Origin of the sequence: Leptospira interrogans (assembly GCF_900156205.1) — a bacterium.
Lineage (GTDB): Bacteria > Spirochaetota > Leptospiria > Leptospirales > Leptospiraceae > Leptospira > Leptospira interrogans.
On the sequence record NZ_FTNA01000008.1, the window covers coordinates 165,654 to 183,514 of the forward strand.

The window sequence follows — 17,861 nt, forward strand, 5'->3', positions numbered from 1 at the left end:
AATGTCTTTTCGAATTTATATTCTTTTTTTATTTGAATATTTCCGAAATCATAAGTTAGGAACATTTTTCGCGTTATCCGGAATATCATTGGGAGTGGGACTTTTCATTTCTACTACCGCAAACGGGATCAAGGCAGAAAAAAGCCTGACCGATTTTGCAATGGGATACTTTCAAGGAGAATACAAGATTAAAATATCTTCTTCTCTCGGGGATCAAAATCTTCCTGTTTCTCTTATTCGAGAATTATCCGAAGACACTAACCTAACTTGGATTAAAAAAATTGTTCCTCGATTTCAAAAGGAAATCATCGTAAATGATTCTGTCCGAGCCGTTTACATTGGTTTAGATTTTTTAAAAGAATCGGGTAATTTACGATATAAACCCGATGCAGAACATGTAGAATCTTTAATATTCATAAGCAGTTCACTTTCTAAAAAAATAGACATTTCTAAGATAAACATACGTGCAGATTCCAGAAAATTCACCCTCGCCAAACCTGTAGTTTTAGAAACAGAAGGCGGTAGCATTCTTATGGAAGACATTGAATCCGCGATGGAAAGATTCGATTTAAAAGAACACGTTAGTTTTCTTTTGATACAGCCAAACGAGTTCAGATCGGAGCAAAAAAAAATCTTAGAACAAAAATTAGGTCCCGATTACAGAGTAGAAACAGTAGAAGATATTCAAGAAAAATCTTCGAACGCATTACGCTCCTTTCAACTCAATCTATTAGTAATTTCTTTTATTTCCCTTGTTATAGCTCTTTTTATGGTTTCAAACACTATGTCCGGTTTATACTTTAGCCGCGAAAAAGAACTAGGCATTTTAAAAACCATGGGACTTAACGCGAAACAAACCTTTTCGCTCTTTATATCTCAGGCACTACTTTTAGGAAGTGTGGGAAGTTTGTTAGGATTAGGATTGGGTTTACTTTTTTCAAGACTTGAATTTTTTAGTCCGGAAACAACTTCTGCAGATCTTTCGTATCTAAATACTTATCAATCTCTACCCTTCTCCGCTTGGTTTTTAGGTTTGGGGATCGGAATCATCGGTTCTTTTTTATCCGCAGCACTTCCTTCTTTTAGAGCTGGAAAAATTTCTCCCGTTTCTATATTGAAAGAAGCCACTTCGCAAACTTCCCCCGTAAACGAATTTCGTTTATTATCAATAGGAATTTTTTCTATTTTCATCTTTGTAATCGTAGCCTTTCTTCCTTTACGTTGGAAATTTCCAGTTACAGGTTTAATAGGAATCGGTGGAATAGTGATCGGTTTCACGTTATGTTTTCCTTGGATTTTTAAAATTCTAATATTCTTTCTTTTTAAATTAGAGGATTTATCTGATCGTTCCCTCGTTTTTATAAAAGTCGGTTTAGAAGAAATAAAAAATCAATCTCTTAGAAACACTCTTACTTCCGCCACTTTAATGCTTGCTACTTCTCTTGTAGTTTGCCTATCGATCTTAACAGATAGTTATAGAAGATCTTTAAATGACTGGGTAGAAACCGAATTTCCGGCGGAATTTACAATCATCAACACTGCAAACCTTGCTGCGGGAATTCAAGGAGGAGTTCCACAAAATCTATTAAACGAACTCTCTCAAATTCAGGAAATACGATCTTTAGACGGCTTTTTTATCAATACAAGAGCAGAAACAAATCGAGGAAACTTTACAATTCATGCATATACTTTTGCAACCTATGATCGAGAGAATTCTCCAGAACGTATCATAAAAATGGAAAACGAAATTTTAATTTCTTCCAATATGGCTTATCTACAAAACTTTAATATAGATGATTCAATTTTAATCGAGACAAAATACGGAAAAAAAGAATTTAAAATCCGGGGAATTAAAGAGCATTTTTTTTCAGAACGAGGAACTATCATGATGGATATTAAAAGCTATAAAAGGTTTTTCGACCTTAGTGCATATAACTCAATTAAAATATTTTTAAAAAAAGATTCAAATTCAAAAGATGTGGAAAAATCAATTTCCCAAATTTTAGAAAAAAATCCCAACTTAAAATTGTTTAATACAAAAGAGCTTAAGGAACTTTATACGGAAGGAGTGAACAAAGTATTTGGAGTTTTAGAAACTCTTAAAATGACCGCCTTAATCATAGCAATGTTATCTTTGATTTCTTCCCTATTTCATAATCTCATTTCTAAGAAAAACACTTTAGGAATTCTCAAATATCTAGGAGCCGATCAGAGACAACTTGGAAAAATTTTATTGACCGAAAGTATATTTATCACGATTGTTTCTGTTTGTTTTGGTATTCTTTTGGCATTTTTTCTTTCCCCGATCGTTTTATATGTGGTCAACAAGAACGCATTTGGATGGACTTTAAAATTCACAGTTTCTCCGGAAATACCGATCTTTTTTCTGGCATTATCTCCCATCCTTGGTGTATTTTCCTGTTTAGTTCCGTTATACACTTTACAAAAATTGAGTTTTCGGATTAGCCAAGAATAACAGCAAAACCAAAACTAACTTGATTCGAAACCTTATTCGCAATAGGATGCTCTCATTCTTATGAGTGCATTAAGCGAAGTAGCATTACAAATTGCTTCCGAAATTCGGAAAGTGAATCTTCGTGAAGATCAAAGAATTCCGACCTCGGATACCTTCATCAAAGAATTGATGAGTCTTTTTTCCAGAGAGCCGGATGAACTGAGAAATATACTCGAAACTCTTCGCACTGCTAAGATCATATTCATCATTAAGATTGTACTTCCAGATGACAAAACGAGTAGAATGAACGATCCCGGCGTAGACGCTTATGCATACGCGGATCTCAAAATTCTTAACGATTTAAAATATTATTCGGAAAAAAAATTAGAACGTCTTTACGAAGCGACCTATTATAAAAAGAAATCTCCTTCCACGATTACCAGAGAATTATTCCCTAAAATCAGAGAATTAAACAACACACCGATGGGACGGATGGTAAATATAGCCGTTATGCTCGAAGAGTATATACGGATGATGAACAATAATCCGAATGAATTTCAGGAAGAATTTCGTACCCAAGCAATAGAGGACTTACTCCTTTCTACAGGAGACACTTCAAAAACGCCTGATAGGCAAACCCCATTGTCAAATTCTTTCGGACCGAACCTTTCTCAAAGGGCCACGGATCGTATGGAAATTCCAACTAACATCAATCCAAATAGTCCTTGGGGAAGAATGGTTTCCAAATTTTCGATCGATTTTTTACTTAGAGTACATCTAAGAAAATGCGAGTTTGAAACAATCCGCAAATTGATCACTTCTGGAAAAGTAACCAGTGAGGAAAATCTCCGCCTAATCAGAGATAGTTTATTGAAAATGGAAAAAAACGTCAATGTGGATAAGGTTCTTGCTTCTTATCTAGATGAAATGACCGAGCTGAGAAGACTTACCCAAAGAAAACTAAATTCAATTGCCAAACCTAAAACACTTTAGTTTTTTTTAAAAGACCGTCCCAAGACTCAATCCTTTAAAATTTTGATTTTTTTACCGATCCTTATAAAATTGAATACTGTAAATTTTTATTATATAACACTATTTGAACTCAAAACATTATAATTTTATTATATACTTTTAAGTAAAAACAGATTTTTTATTACTAGAAATTTTCGTGGGGGTTCCCACATTTTATTTTTACGGAAAAATCAGATTCTATAAAACGAATCTTTTACATAAAATCTGCGTCAAATAACTGTTTAGACCGTATAAAAATAACAAAATCAATGATCGATTCTGCAAAGATATAGAAGTTCTCAAAAATTGTGTCTAATCCAGATGATTGGTTTTTTGAAGAAGATTCTATATTCTAACTTTTGAAATAAGTTCGCTGCCTGTATTATTCATCGTCCCAAGTAAAGCCAATCTAAAAACTAGAATTTCATTTAGAAATTTGATTTAAGATTAGAGTTATTGAAAAATCAATTCTCCAGCTTGTTTCTGTTTTACGAAATGATCGATTGAAGCAGTTCTGCTAATCGCCGCTATGGAATTTTTTAACAACTCTAATTGTTACTTTAACGTAAATTCGGTGTAAGAAAAATTTTCTAAAAGTATGAGTCCCTACAATTTTAGAATTTGTTTGTAAAATCGTAGTTTGTGGGAGTTCCCACATCATTTTACAAATAAATCTAAGAACTTGTCCTAAAACCTCAAAAATTTTTTACACGATAATCTTTAGAAATTTTTAATAAAATGCAGTAGTTCCTACAAATTAGTCGCATTTAGCAATTTGTGAACCTTCGGTAGTTCTAATACCGTTAAATTTTCGTGGGAGTTCCCACATTTAAAGAATCGATCCGTAGAGTTCAGACTCCAATTTTCAAAATTGTAAGTTCCTTACGTGGAACTCACGTTAATTTAGGTTTTATAAAAATTTTCTTACGTTTTTTTCTAAAAATCGACTCCACTGAATTCTTATCAAGAACCGTAAAAGGTATGGAAATACTATTATTCAACTCTAACTATGAAGTTCGTTCTAGTTTTGAAACAAATCATTCTGAAACAATTACTCTATTGATTCCTCAAGATACTTGGTTTCGTTTTTTCGAAAATGATAGAAAGATTCTTTCCAAAAAAATTCCCGAATTTTTAAAAACCTACGGCAAATATCTCTCTTCCCAAAAACACATTAGTAAAAAAGCAGAGAAAACCTTATATCAACCCAGCCAAAAAAATCAAAAAATGAAACGGGTTAATGTTCGGGTTAAGTCCAAAAATTGGATTCTTTTTGGAATCCTTGCACAAGCACATGGAGTATCCCGTTGTTATCTTTTTAATTATCTTCTTTGGTTAGAAACTTTAGGTGTCGGAGATTCTATCGTCAATACGGTAAATGCGGGAGCTCCCACGTTTCACAGATCTTACAGATATATCCTTGACGTAGATCTGCTAAGTCACCAAGTAACCCGAAAATTACGGTTTAAACCTAAGAATCATTTTCATATACTAAAAAAAGAATAAAAAATTCATTTTAAATATACATAGTAAAAATTTAGAATATTAAGGCATTATAATAATTTTAAATATATTACACACTGCGCAATCAAAAGTGCACCCAAAAGAAAAATCCATCTACGTTTTGCAGAATAGACAAGTTTTACTTTATCTTCTGGAAAATAAATCGCAACTAGAAGCGCATTTATATTTGCAATCAAATAAAAAGATTCCATCCTAAAATGGAAAGGTTTGTAAAACAAAGCACCAAAAGCCGCAAAAGAAGGAATAAAATACAAAAGAGTTTTAGGATGAAGAAAACCGGGGCTTTGTTCTTGAACGATCACCTTTTTACCGAAATTTTTCTCTAACTCGGCTTGAAATCGATCTGGCTCCAAAAGATTCAAAACCGGAATCTGATCTTCCCGAGTGATAATCAAAAAACGAACATACGAACGAAACACATCTCTTTCAATCGAAACAACAGATTTCAATTTCGTTTCCAAAAACTGACCTTTAGAATTGAAAAGTTTCAAAGAATTAGAAGTCAGTTCTACTTTAGCACCTTTTAAAACTTTCAATTGTCTGGAAAAATTTCTATAAAGTAAAAAACCTAAAAGTACAGAAAGAAGACCAAAAATTTTAACGAAATCGAATCTATTTTCATCCGGAACTTTAAAAAAATTCCAGACAATAAAAGCACAATACAGAAGAATAATCGCCGTTGAACGAAAAATCAGATTTCTTGTAAACTTGGCTGAATCGTACTGGAACTCACTCATGTTCCAAATTACCAAAATCACTTTTTTTGAATATAGGAAACATTTCCACACCTTCCGCAAGAATCGCGTCTTTCCCACCTTCTTGACGATCTAAGATACAAACACCTTGGACGACTTCGATTCCACAATCTCTTAAACTACGAATTGCTTGAATCGTAGAACCACCCGTGGTAATCACGTCGTCTATCACGACACATTGTTTCACTAAATGAGCCGAACCTTCCACCAATTTTTTCGTCCCATGATCCTTGGAAAGTTTGCGTACAATCAAGGGATATACGTTTTTATTTTGTTTTCTAAATTCCAAACTGATTCCATAACAAATCGGATCGGCCCCCATCGTAAGACCACCAAAAGCATGAGGTAGTAAAATTCCGGATTCGCCTAAATGCTGTTCTACGATAAACTTACATAGAAGTTCCAAACGATCCGGAACAAGAGTAATTTCCTTACAGTTAAAATAATGTCTGGATTTTCTTCCGGAAGCCAAGGTAAAAGGCTGCTCCGAATAACGATACACATGAGTTCGAATGAGTTCTAGAAGTTCTTGTTTCATAGAAAGTTCTTTCTTAAGCATTTTTTAACCAGTGAATTTCCAGGAAAGAATCCGGAAACCCGTTTTCAAAATAAAAAAAACTTTCAAAACGGATTCCGACATGAATCCTGTAATTCATGCAGTCCGTAAGACTTACGTCCGTTTCTCTTAAAACGAAAGTATTCGATTTTCAAGGAAACTTAGAAAAAATCAAAAGAGTTCTGAAATTAGAGAAAAAATCGGATCTGATTTTATTCCCAGAACTTTGTATCTCCGGCTACGGATGTGAAGACGCATTTTACTTTCCAAGAATTTGGAAAAAATCCTGGAATTCTTTAATACAACTACTTCCTCATACGGAAAATAAAATCATAGTAGTTGGCTTACCTATATTCCAAAATCCTTATTTATTTAACTGTGCTGCGGTACTTTGTAACGGCGTCGTAGCGGGAATTGTACCTAAATCCAATTTAGCTTCCACAGGAGTTCATTATGAAAACAGATGGTTCACTAGAGGCGAAGAATCTCAAGAAAACTTTATAGCACCCGACGGATCAACGATTCCTTTCGGTTCTCTCATTTTTGAAACAGATCATTTTTCTTTCGGCGTAGAAATCTGCGAAGACTCGTGGGTATTACAAAAACCTTCTATACCACTTGCAGAAGCAGGAACAGATCTAATCCTTTCTCCGGGAGCGTCTCATTTTGCATTTGGAAAACAAAGAATTCGTAGACAAATCTTCCAAGAAAGTTCTAGAAGAGAGTCTAACGTATATCTATTTTCTAATTTATGCGGAAACGAATCCGGAAGGCTGATTTTTGAAGGTGGTTCCATGATCGTTCAAAATGGGAAATTACTTTCAGAATCGGAAAGACTCTTTTTCGGAGATTTTAGTCTTTGCTCCAACGAGATCGACTTCGAAGCGTCCCAAGCAGATAGAGCAAAAAATTTTCGTCCTTCCGGAAATCGTTTTAGTAAAACAAAATCAACCGAAGAAAATAAAATCTATTTGGGTATAGAATTTCCCAAAAGAGCCCCAAAGGTAAACAAATCCTTACTGGAAATTTCAGTTTCCAAAGAAGAGGAATCATATCTGGATTTTACGAAAGCAGTGGCATTAGGACTTTTTGATTATCTAATGTACTCTAATACAAAAGGTTATACACTTTCTCTTTCCGGGGGGGCCGACAGTTCCGCGTGCGCCTTACTTGTAACCGCAATGAAAAAAATCGCAAAATTAGAATTAGGTGAGAACTTTTTTAAATCCAAAGGAATTCCAGAAGAGAGTATACTTTGTACACTTTATCAGTCTACTTCAAACAACTCAGATCGGACTAAATTTTTAGCCAAATCATTAGCAAAAGAAATTCAATCAATCCACGGGGATTTAACAATCGATTCGGAAATACAAAGTATCTCCGAAAAAATCTCCAAACTTACCGGAATTTCCTTGCGTTGGGATAAACATAACTTAACTCTACAAAACATTCAAGCGAGAGTTCGTTCTCCCATTATATGGATGCTCGCCAATTTAAACGGACATCTTCTTCTTTCCACCGGAAATAGAAGCGAAGCAAGCGTAGGTTATACGACGATGGATGGAGATTCTTCCGGATCAATCGCACCGTTAACAGGAGTCAGCAAAGAATTTATTTTGAAATGGTTACGTTTTGTTTCAGAAGGAAAAGACCCAATTCTTCCGGCATATCCTTCCATCAAAGAAATTGTAAATTCTCCACCCAGCGCCGAATTAAAACCACCAGAAGATAAACAAGAAGATGAAAAAGATCTGATGCCCTATCCACTCTTGCAAAAAATAGAAGAACTATTTATAGTAAGAGGAGCTGGTTATTCCGAAATTATACAACTTCTTTCCGAAGATTCTGAAATACAAAACCTACCTCCCAGATTTTTAGAAGAATCGGTAAAGAAATACATTTCACTGTTTCATAAAAATCAGTGGAAACGAGAAAGGCTTCCACCTTCATTTCATTTAGACGATTATGGGCTGGACCCAAAATCTAGCTTTCGATTCCCAATTCTTTCCGAGGATATCGAATTATAAATTTAGAATATTTTTAATCTATAATATTTAACAAAAACACATTAAGAAATTATTATAAATCCTTAAAACAATGTGTTTTATTATAAAACGTCATAAATTCTGAGACAATCCCTAGGACAAAACTTTGAACACTCTATTTAGATAAATTTGAATCAAATCAGATTTTTACGTAAAATCGCTGTTTTGTGGTTATCATTTCATTCTTTTTAACAATAAATTTATTAGAATTGTTGAAAAATTAATTCTCTATCGGTTTTCGTTGTATGGAAACGGTCGATTGAAGCGTTTTGTTAATTGTTGCTATGGGATTTTTCAACAACTCTATTTTATAAAAGTTCTTCTTTAGAAATTCAAAGAGTTAATCTCTTAAATTCTTCAAGATTCTTTGTAGAATTTAGTTTTTTCGTAACTTTTGAATAGGAACGTGAGTTTAGCGTAATCCAATGCGACAGAAACTCAGCAGAACGCTCTTTCAAACTAAAGCGTCTTACTTCTTGAACTCAATAAAACACCTCCTGAATGCCGATCCTTAAAAAGGCATTCGTTGAGTTTTCCGGGTCGCGAGATAGGTTACATTTTAGGCGCTCGATAAATCGTGTTCTATAATAAATTGAATTCAGGAAAAAATTTTGTTTTCAAACGAACACTCAATTTATTGATCGAAACTAAAAGTAGTCGGGCGGCCAACGCCAGATTCGTCCAATCGTTCTTACGTAAAATTCACATTCGTTTAACGTGAGTTGGATGAATTTTTACAAATCCGAATTTTTCCGGAAAAGAATGTAGGAACTACCACAAAACCACAATTTTACAGTTAAATCCCAAAATGTGGGAACTACCACAAAACCATGATTTTACAGTTAAATCCCAAAATGTGGGAACTACCACGTTTTAGGAAAATCACATTTTTAAAATGGAAACGAAATCAATTTTAGATGGATTTCAAATAACTTTTGGATCCAATTCTTACAAAATCCCAGCTTGTTTGAACGCGTTTTCCTTTTCTTTTTGAACCTGTTGTAATTGATTTTTGATGGATTCTTGAATATTATTCAGTTTCTTTTCGGTCTCTTCTTCTCCCGAACCTTTTTGAAGATCCACGAGATAATTGATAATATCCATTCGATCCTGAGTTTGTTTTTCCATGTTTTGATAATAAGAACGAATCTGATCGTGAGTGGCCGTCCTTGCAAAAACGTTACGCGCCGCTTCTGCGATTCGACTATCTTCCTGTCTCTTCGCTTCTTTTTCGGCAGGACTTAATTTTTTAGGAATGAGAGAATTATCCGGAAAACGTTCCCGTAACTGACTAAAACGTTCCATCTCTTCGTTGGTATAAGGTTTATTTGTCTGAGGATTTACAGGATTATCTGCATCCGCAGCGTTAGGATCTGCTTCTTTTGGTTCACCTTTATCGGACTCAATGTATTCTCCCTTTCCAGACTTATAAAAGGAAGAATCAAAAATAGACTCGTTCGTTTTACCTCCAGAAGATCCGGATCCGGAAGAAGGGGAACCCCCACCTAAAAGAAGTGCAACACTATCCGCTTCCTTACTTTTTCTTTCTTTTTCACTGGAATCTTCCGAAGAAAAAAGAATCCAAACAAGCACAATCAATGAGATTGAAATTCCAGAATAAATGACTAATTTACGAATGCTTATCACGAGAAACGCTCCGAGAAATTCGGGAAATTTTGATTGTAAGACCGTCGATCCAGGAAATTCTATCCTGGATCCGTCTCTAATTTTTTGAGAAATCGAATCCTACGCAAGATAAAAATGTATTTTCAGATCTTTCGTTCCACGTCCCTTCCAATACTTACCTTTATTTGGATTCTATTCGGTTGTGGTATGAATACAGACGTAGCACAATCACCTTTCATATTCATTTCTCCGGTAGGAGTTCCCCAGTTCTTAAGTATCCTTGCCGTAAACGAAGGAATTACAGATACAGCCACAAAAGATACGGATTTTCAATCCGAGCCAAATAGTTATAAGCCTGAATTTCTAGTTCGTTATTACGTAACCAATGCAGAACCTCAGTTCGTAGGTTATAATCTATACATTACTACGGCAGCCCCTTCAGTCGCGGAAACTCTTACTTCAGGAAACGTGTATTTAGAAAATGGAGTACAACCTTCCTTTCCTCATCTTGCCTCCGAAGCTTCTACGAGCTCTTCTAAACTACAAACTCATAGGGTTCTTAATCAAATTCCTCCTCCGGGAGTATTTCCATTCATCAAGTGTGAGATTTATACGTTCACAATGAGAGCACTTTTAAACAGTGGAATTTTTTCAAATCCATCTACTCCCGTAAAGATGTGTTCTTCTTCTCGTCCTTTTCTTTGTCCTGTAGGTTCCAGCTGTAACCCAGCAGAATGTAACAACTCCTCTTGTACTACAGCAGTAAAACAAAACTGTCCCGTTGGAACTCTTTGTAATCCTTGTACAATTTCGGGATCAGAAGAAACTGGTTGCATTTGTCCTACTGGAGTTTCTCCTCCAGGTTGTAATTTATGAATTCAGAGGAAGAATCTTCGGAAATTCCCCTCGAACCCGGAACTTTATACGTTGTTTCCACACCGATCGGAAATTTAGAAGATCTCACTTTCCGAGCACTTAGAATTCTAAAAAATACGGATCGAATCCTTTGTGAAAATTCAGGGCATTCTAAAAAATTATTTCGATCTTATTCAATCCACACTCAGTGTTCTACACTTTACAAAGATCAATCTGAAAACCCTTACCTTAGTATATTAGAAGAATTGAAAGAAGGAAAAACGTTTGCACTCGTTTCAGACGCGGGAACTCCCGGAATTTCTGATCCAGGTTCTCATTTGATTCGTGTAGTTCGAGAAAAGGGATTTAAAATTTCCCCCATTCCGGGTCCAAGCGCACTGACCGCACTACTTGGGATTTCAGGCTGGCAAGCCAATCCGTTTTTGTTTCTAGGATTTTTATCCGAAAAAAAAGGAAAAAAAAGAAATCAACTCTACGAATGGAAAGAATTCGAAGGTCTGATTATGATTTTTGAATCCGTTCACAGAATCGGGGATACTTTAAACTCCATCCAAGAAGTATTTTCGGACTGTGAATTTCTGATAGGCAGGGAAATGACTAAAATTCACGAAGAAATCCTTCATTTTTCTCCTTTTGCAACCAAAAAACCGAAGGAATTTGCTTCTAAAGGTGAATTTGTGGTTTTAATCAATACGAATCGTAAAAAAATGCTTAAAGGCTCTATAGGATCGGCCGATAGAATTCAGTAGAGGTAACAAATCATGACTATCGATAAAATCGGTGGGATCGGTGGAAGCGGATACGAACCGAAAAGAACCGCCCCGGTTAAAAAAACGGAATCAAAAGAAACTTTTGACAACGTTTCTATTTCCGATACCGCAAAACAAAAAGCTTCCGAAGCAAAGCTACAAGCGGAAATTCAAACTATAACTCGCAAAATTCTTTCTACTCCAGACGATCAAGATCGTTCCGTTAAACTGAAAGAAATCAAAGAAAAGTTAAAAAACGGAGATTATGATAATTTGAGTCCAGAGGTTCTGAATACAATCGCTGATCGAATTTCAGAGACCATGTTGGGACAATAAAAACTGTACCACGAATAACTGATTTTTACCTCTATCTAAATTAGAAAATCGCCATGGTCTCCGGGAGACGACAACGATGCCGATACTCCCCGATTGGGTTCACTATACATTTCCTCCAAAAATCCACTTTGAAGCAGATTGTGGCTACAAAGTGGGTAACTTCGTTAAAAACATAGGTTCTAGAACCGTCATCTTTTCCACACAACAAGAACTAGAAAACATGGACGAACTTTCCGTCATCAAAACTAGTTTAGAAAAACATATCGATGGGGTCATCTTATATGACGACATCGCCAAAGAACCCTCCCCCGAAGAATTAGATACCGCCGCTTACTTTGCAAAAATCGCAAATGCAGATTGTATTATCGGCTACGGTTCTTATGAATCTATCAGTATGGCCAAGTTAATCGCTCTACTGATCACAAACGATATTTTTGCAGAAGACATGATTAACGACAGAAAGTTAAAACTAAAAAAGCCAATTCCCTTAATTTTGATTCCTACTCATCCTATTTTCGGTTTAGAATGTTCTCCTATTTCTACAATTCTATTAGGGGATGAAAAGATTACCAGATACTTCTCTCATGAACTTCTTTTTCCTGAACTGATCATAGCAGATCCTAAAATTTCTTCGTTTATGAGTTCTATGGACATTTCCAAAGTAGGAGTGGGAATTTTGGCCGCCGCCGTAGATACAATTCTTTCTAAATTTTCCACAGAACTTACAATTTCTTCGGCGCTCCGTGCAATTGAACTTTTACAAAAGAACCTAATTCCATCCATTCGAGATCCTAAAAACGTAAACTATAAAAATGGTTTATACGCAGCTAGTCTTTTGACAGGAATTGCACAGTCTTCCAGTTCGCTCGGGCTTTGTTTTGCTCTTTCATTAGCGAGTTCGAATATTACAAATTTAGATATTTTTCAATCTATGTCCATTCTTCTTCCTCACGTGATGGAGTATAATTTAACTTCCTCCGCAGGTAAATACGTAATGATCGCTAGAGCCTTAGACGAGGACATCACCAATATTTCGGTGATCGAAGCCGCAATTAAAGCTGTTGAAGGTATTCGTAAAATTTTTATCGAGCTAAAAATTCCTCAAAGACTTTCGGAATACGAAGTAAGAAAGATGGACCTCCCTTCGATCGCAAATCTTGCGGCTTCATTTCCTTTTTTAGACTCTCTCCCGAGAGAACTTCCTAAAAACGAAATCGAAACAATTTTAATCGCTGCGTTCTAAGGGTTTATACTTTCTTTTGAATTACTTCCAAACCGATTTTTGTTCACTAAGGCCCACATCGAAAAAACAAATATCATGATCCCGATACAGAATAAATACATACAATGAAAAAGCATATAGGACGGTGCATGCATCAACGTAAATAAATGGGCCCCACCTAAAATGAAAAAAAACAAAGAGCCGCTTAAACTTCGTAGCCAAGATAGATTGTAAGTTTTTGGCCTAAGGATCCAATACAAAACAAGTATCTCTACGGTTATCAATAGGCAATAAGTTAGAACTTCTTCCCAGGGATAAGCATGAGGCAACGGAATTTTTCGAACGTGAACTAAATATGGATTCGGTTGTTTACCCGATATTAAAATGAGCGATACACCAAACAGCCAAAGAAATAGAAAAGCATAATGTCGGATCATAATCCTATGAAAATTTAATTCTTACTCGTGCACAAGTTTTTTACGTATCCTTAAAATGACTAACTACATCAGTATTTTTTTAAAATGTAGTATTTCTAATCACTAAAAATGAATCTTTAAAAATTCATAACGTGACTTAATTTGTAGGAAATCATACGTTCGACTTTTATAGGAAAATCCTGTAAAACAGTTTTCGTTTTTCTGTGGGATCTATTACAAATGTATTCGATAACTAAAAGGCGACGATTCTGCACAAATCGATTATTCAGACAAAGGATTGATTCTACAATAAAAAACGAGAAAGTTACACGGGGATTTTCTATTTTCTCACTTGCAGAATACAAACTAAGTCTTAACTTGTACAAAAAGTTTTCTTTGGATGAATTTTTATTTCTTCTTTGTTCTTAAAGCTTGTCCCAAAAGCCAAAAAATTTTACACAATGATTCTTTAGAAATTTTTAATAAATGCAGTAGTTTTAGATTACATTTGGCAATTTGCAAACTTTCGAGCAGTTTTAATTTCGTTAAGTTTTCGTAGTAGTTTCACATTGGACGGTTTGAGGTCAGCTCTTAGTTAAAAAGTTACAGTGTATATCTATATGAAACGGAAATTTCTTTTCCTACTCGTAATCATTTCATTCTTTTTATTAGGAATCGGATTGTATAACGCCTTGAACTCAGGAAAAATTTGGTTCGTTTATCCTTCTACCTCTCAATATCCAATTCGAGGAATCGACGTCTCTAATCATCAGGGAAAAATCGATTGGACCTTAGTTCCGAAATCGGAAATTTCTTTTGTTTATATCAAAGCTACAGAAGGAAGAGATTTCAAAGATAAATCCTTTCACTTAAATTGGAAAAAAGCCAAGGCCAACGGATTTTTTGTTGGTGCTTATCATTTCTTTACCTTATGTAAATCTGGAAAAGAACAAGCGGAAAATTTTATTTCCACGGTTCCGAAAGAAATAGATTCACTTCCTCCAGTAGTCGATTTGGAATTTTTAGGGAATTGTAAAGAAAGATCTTCGATGAAAGATGTTTCCAACGAAATTCAAGAATTTTTAAACAGAGTAGATTCTCATTACGGTAAAAAAACGATCCTTTACCTGACTTATGAATTCATTGATCGATATATAGGTCCCAACTTTCAGGATCATCCAATTTGGATTCGGGATCTTTTCAAACATCCGAATACATTTTCGAACCAAAGATGGATCCTTTGGCAATACAAAAGTCGTGGAAGTTTACCTGGTATTTCCGGTCCCGTAGACATGAACGTTCTGAACGGAGAACTCAAAATTCTTACTTTAACTAAATAACGCGAGTTTGACGTAAGTAAAACGAAGAGAATTTTTCTAAAAGTAAAAGTTCCTACAATTTTAGAATTTGTTCGTAAAATCGTGATTTGCAGTAGTTCCCACATTCATTTTTTATGGAAAAATCAGGTTTTTTATAAAAAATACTTACGCCGAACTCACGTTCAATAAAACTATAAATTCTATTTGAATTAGCTTTTCCGCATCAAACTAACTTTGAAATTGTGGGAACTCCCGCAAATCGGAGTTTATCAGACTAACTTTGAAATTGTGGGAACTCACACAAATCGGAGTTTAACAGACTAACTTTGAAATTGTGGGAACTCACACAAATCGGAGTTTAACAGACTAACTTTCATTCGATTTGATAAAAGGCTTTCTTTCTTCAAACTATAAAAATGTGGGAACTACCATAAAATTTTAGAGAATCCAAAAAAGATTAGATCGAGAACAATTTTTTAACCTGAATTTACTATAAAAAAATTAGAAAAAATTTCTTAAACGTAGTCATTCCCACATTGAATTTTTTACGAAAAAATTGACCTGTAAAACGAACCTATTACGACGAACTTAAAGCTATTTTAAAAATCGTAAAAAATATTTGAAACTACCTATCCAACCCGAAAACTTGGAGCCAGTATGAGCGACGAACAAATAGATACAGTTATCGGAGACGATATTCATTTTAGAGGAAAATTGAAATTCAATAATTCCCTGAAAATCAAAGGTAATTTTAAAGGTACCATCGAAACTACCGGAAAACTTGTAGTAGGAGATACAGGAGAAGTGGAAGCTGATATCCAGACAGGAACTTTGGAAGTAGAAGGAAATCTAAAAGGAAACGTTTCCGCAAATCAAAAAGTAGCCATTCGAAAAACAGGAAAAGTAATCGGTGATATCCGCACACCCGATTTAGAAATCGAATCCGGAGCGAAATTTAGCGGAAACAGCGCTATGTAGTAATGATTCAACCCTCCCCTTTTTCACACGGCCCAGGCTTAAAGGAGTTACATCCTGCGGGCTTGCGTCCACATTTTAGTCCGCTTCAACATAGATTCTACGAAACACATCTGCGGGAAAAATCTCATCCAGAACATCTTCTCTATCACGGTCTTAGAGAACTTCCCTCTCCTTTTTTACTCCCGGATTTAGAACCCGCTTTAGATCTTTTAAAAGAATTCATTCAAAAAGAAAAAAAGATCCTTCTATTCGGAGACAGAGATTGTGATGGTGTATCTTCCACAAGTTTACTCGGAAGTTTTTTAAAAAAGATTCATCGAGGGGAACTGATCCTTAAAACCTCAAACGAAGAAGACTATGGTCTTTGTCCTGCGGCACTTGACTTTGTTAAAAGAATCAAACCGGATCTTTTAATCACTCTTGATTTTGGTACTACAAATCACATCCAGATTGATGAACTTGCATCCATAGGAATCAAGGTTATAGTTTTAGATCATCATGAAATCCCCGAAAGAATTCCGGACTGTTATCTTATTTCTCCAAAACGTTCAGATTCTATCTACCCCAATGAAAAAATCTGCACTTCCGTTTTGGCTTTAAAGTTTATTCAGGCCTATCTTTATTCTTCTTTAGAAGAATACAACCGCGCGACCTGGATCGGAGATGGTAATTCCTTATTTTCAGGTTTTCTTATATACCGTGGTAAACTTCTTTTTCAAGGTGATCGACAAGAAGCGGAATCTAAATTTTCTCTTACTATCCACGATGAAAGTTATTCTTTCCAATCTTCTTATCCAGAAAGAGAATGGTTTTATCAGGAATTTCTAAAATACCCTGCAATCTTAGAACAATACCTTCAAAATTTCGACTTGGCTTCCATTGGAACCGTTTCCGATATGATGCCTTTATATGGTGAAAATAGAATCATCGTTAGAGAAGGTTGTAAAATTCTTTTCAAACTTCATAAAAAGGAAACTTCACACAGAGAAGGTCTTTTCCAACTTTTACAACTCATGGAATTTGCAGATAATCGTGTTACTTCAAAAGATTTAGGTTGGGGACTAGGTCCCATGATCAATTCCGCCGGAAGAATGAATCGTACAGACGTAGCACTGAATCTTTTGTTAGAAGAAAATCCAGAACTTGCAAAGTCGGGCGCCAAAGAACTTCAAAAACTAAACGAAGAAAGAAAAGAAAGAACGAAAAGAAATATCTTCAAAGTGGATAGTTTTTTAAAAAGAAAAAAAGAGAGAACCGAAAGATCAGTTCTTTTCTGTTATGAACCGGACTTTGAACCGGGAGTTTCTGGTATCGTCGCCACAAGGCTTGTAGAAGAATACAAAAGGCCGGTTTTATTTATCACCCCCGATCACGGTCACGCTAAGGGAAGTATTCGTGCCTATGGCAAAGAAAACGTATTAAACCTTCTTAAAAAAGCTGAATCTGTTTTTTTGCAATTTGGAGGACACAAAGAAGCAGGTGGTTTTTCATTAGAAATAGATAAAATACCAGAACTTGCCAAGTTGATCTTTGATAACGCGGACAACTGGCTGGCAGAAGAACAAATGACTTCTACTTCGGAACAAACTGAAAGTCTGATTTCCTTAAAGCCAGAAGAATTGAACCCTAAAATTTTTCAGGAACTTTCTATCTTTGAACCATTCGGCCATGAAAACCCAATTCCATTATACTCAATCAAAAATGCTAAGATCTATCATACAAAACCGATGACGGATGGAAAACACGTTCGTTTTAGAATTTTAGGTGCGCCAGAATCGATCCAATGTTTGATTTGGAATCGCGGAAAAGATTTTTTAGAACTGATTAGTAAGTCGGTAAGTCTGGATCTATGGGGTTCTTTGGAAGAATCTACCTTTCGCTCCAAAACTTCTCTTCAATTCATAGTAAACTACTTTCAAGAATCGGAAAATTAATTCCAAATTTGTGTGAGTTCCCACATTTTCAAAGTTAGTCTGTTAAACTCCGATTTGTG

Annotated in this window: 15 protein-coding genes; 11 read left to right on the forward strand and 4 right to left on the reverse strand. The window is 35.2% G+C overall.

Going from position 1 to position 17,861, the window contains the following annotated elements; genetic code table 11:
- Window position 1 precedes the first annotated feature (1 nt).
- The 3 genes from BW942_RS09235 (at window position 2) to BW942_RS09245 (ending at window position 4,972) form a co-directional block, all read left to right on the forward strand.
- On the forward strand, window positions 2–2,476 hold the full coding sequence (locus BW942_RS09235) for an ABC transporter permease (RefSeq protein WP_000010033.1): 2,475 nt from the start codon (window positions 2–4) through the stop codon (window positions 2,474–2,476).
- 60 nt (window positions 2,477–2,536) lie between these two features.
- On the forward strand, window positions 2,537–3,448 hold the full coding sequence (locus BW942_RS09240; protein WP_001275305.1) for a hypothetical protein: 912 nt from the start codon (window positions 2,537–2,539) through the stop codon (window positions 3,446–3,448).
- A gap of 831 nt (window positions 3,449–4,279) precedes the next feature.
- Entirely contained in the window at window positions 4,280–4,972 is a 693-nt protein-coding gene (locus tag BW942_RS09245) for a DUF1564 domain-containing protein (RefSeq protein ID WP_000538810.1), read from the forward strand.
- Window positions 4,973–5,019: 47 nt separating this feature from the next.
- Here the strand turns inward: BW942_RS09245 and BW942_RS09250 are convergent, their stop codons facing one another.
- Window positions 5,020–5,727, reverse strand: a complete 708-nt coding sequence (locus tag BW942_RS09250; RefSeq protein ID WP_001982531.1) for a hypothetical protein — start codon at window positions 5,725–5,727, stop codon at window positions 5,020–5,022.
- Entirely contained in the window at window positions 5,720–6,304 is a 585-nt protein-coding gene (pyrE, locus tag BW942_RS09255) for an orotate phosphoribosyltransferase (protein ID WP_000913341.1), read from the reverse strand. The genes BW942_RS09250 and pyrE overlap by 8 nt, the downstream gene beginning before the upstream one ends.
- Before the next feature lie 95 nt (window positions 6,305–6,399).
- Here pyrE and nadE point away from each other — a divergent pair, with 95 nt between their 5' ends.
- The gene (gene nadE, locus BW942_RS09260; RefSeq protein WP_001192276.1) at window positions 6,400–8,328 is read left to right on the forward strand and encodes an NAD(+) synthase; all 1,929 of its coding nucleotides are present in this window, start codon (window positions 6,400–6,402) and stop codon (window positions 8,326–8,328) included.
- A 966-nt stretch (window positions 8,329–9,294) separates the two neighbouring features.
- On the opposite strand, the gene BW942_RS09265 is transcribed toward nadE, so the two are convergent.
- Entirely contained in the window at window positions 9,295–9,993 is a 699-nt protein-coding gene (locus BW942_RS09265) for an LIC_20245 family lipoprotein (protein ID WP_000623631.1), read from the reverse strand.
- A gap of 114 nt (window positions 9,994–10,107) precedes the next feature.
- Between BW942_RS09265 and BW942_RS09270 the strand changes: the two genes are divergently transcribed.
- The 4 genes from BW942_RS09270 to BW942_RS09285 all read left to right on the forward strand — a co-directional run bounded on the left by BW942_RS09270 (window position 10,108) and on the right by BW942_RS09285 (window position 13,176).
- Window positions 10,108–10,848, forward strand: a complete 741-nt coding sequence (locus BW942_RS09270) for an LIC11073 family putative lipoprotein (RefSeq protein WP_000273875.1) — start codon at window positions 10,108–10,110, stop codon at window positions 10,846–10,848.
- Window positions 10,845–11,597 carry a 16S rRNA (cytidine(1402)-2'-O)-methyltransferase gene (gene rsmI / locus BW942_RS09275; RefSeq protein ID WP_001083572.1) on the forward strand — a complete coding sequence of 251 codons (753 nt, stop codon included), beginning with the start codon at window positions 10,845–10,847 and terminating at the stop codon, window positions 11,595–11,597. The genes BW942_RS09270 and rsmI overlap by 4 nt, the downstream gene beginning before the upstream one ends.
- Before the next feature lie 12 nt (window positions 11,598–11,609).
- Window positions 11,610–11,933 carry a flagellar biosynthesis anti-sigma factor FlgM gene (locus BW942_RS09280; RefSeq protein WP_000150993.1) on the forward strand — a complete coding sequence of 108 codons (324 nt, stop codon included), beginning with the start codon at window positions 11,610–11,612 and terminating at the stop codon, window positions 11,931–11,933.
- Window positions 11,934–12,009: 76 nt separating this feature from the next.
- On the forward strand, window positions 12,010–13,176 hold the full coding sequence (locus tag BW942_RS09285) for an iron-containing alcohol dehydrogenase (protein WP_001122022.1): 1,167 nt from the start codon (window positions 12,010–12,012) through the stop codon (window positions 13,174–13,176).
- Here BW942_RS09285 and BW942_RS09290 read toward each other — a convergent pair.
- Window positions 13,173–13,592, reverse strand: a complete 420-nt coding sequence (locus BW942_RS09290) for a hypothetical protein (RefSeq protein WP_000618030.1) — start codon at window positions 13,590–13,592, stop codon at window positions 13,173–13,175. The two genes, BW942_RS09285 and BW942_RS09290, sit on opposite strands and share 4 nt — an antisense overlap.
- Window positions 13,593–14,191: 599 nt before the next feature.
- On the opposite strand from BW942_RS09290, the gene BW942_RS09295 reads away from it, so the two are divergent.
- The 3 genes from BW942_RS09295 to recJ all read left to right on the forward strand — a co-directional run bounded on the left by BW942_RS09295 (window position 14,192) and on the right by recJ (window position 17,802).
- On the forward strand, window positions 14,192–14,911 hold the full coding sequence (locus BW942_RS09295; protein WP_000823116.1) for a glycoside hydrolase family 25 protein: 720 nt from the start codon (window positions 14,192–14,194) through the stop codon (window positions 14,909–14,911).
- A 636-nt stretch (window positions 14,912–15,547) separates the two neighbouring features.
- Window positions 15,548–15,868 carry a bactofilin family protein gene (locus BW942_RS09300; RefSeq protein ID WP_001278842.1) on the forward strand — a complete coding sequence of 107 codons (321 nt, stop codon included), beginning with the start codon at window positions 15,548–15,550 and terminating at the stop codon, window positions 15,866–15,868.
- Between the two features lie 2 nt (window positions 15,869–15,870).
- Window positions 15,871–17,802, forward strand: coding sequence for a single-stranded-DNA-specific exonuclease RecJ (recJ, locus tag BW942_RS09305; RefSeq protein ID WP_000615876.1), 1,932 nt, complete (start codon window positions 15,871–15,873; stop codon window positions 17,800–17,802).
- Window positions 17,803–17,861 lie beyond the last annotated feature (59 nt).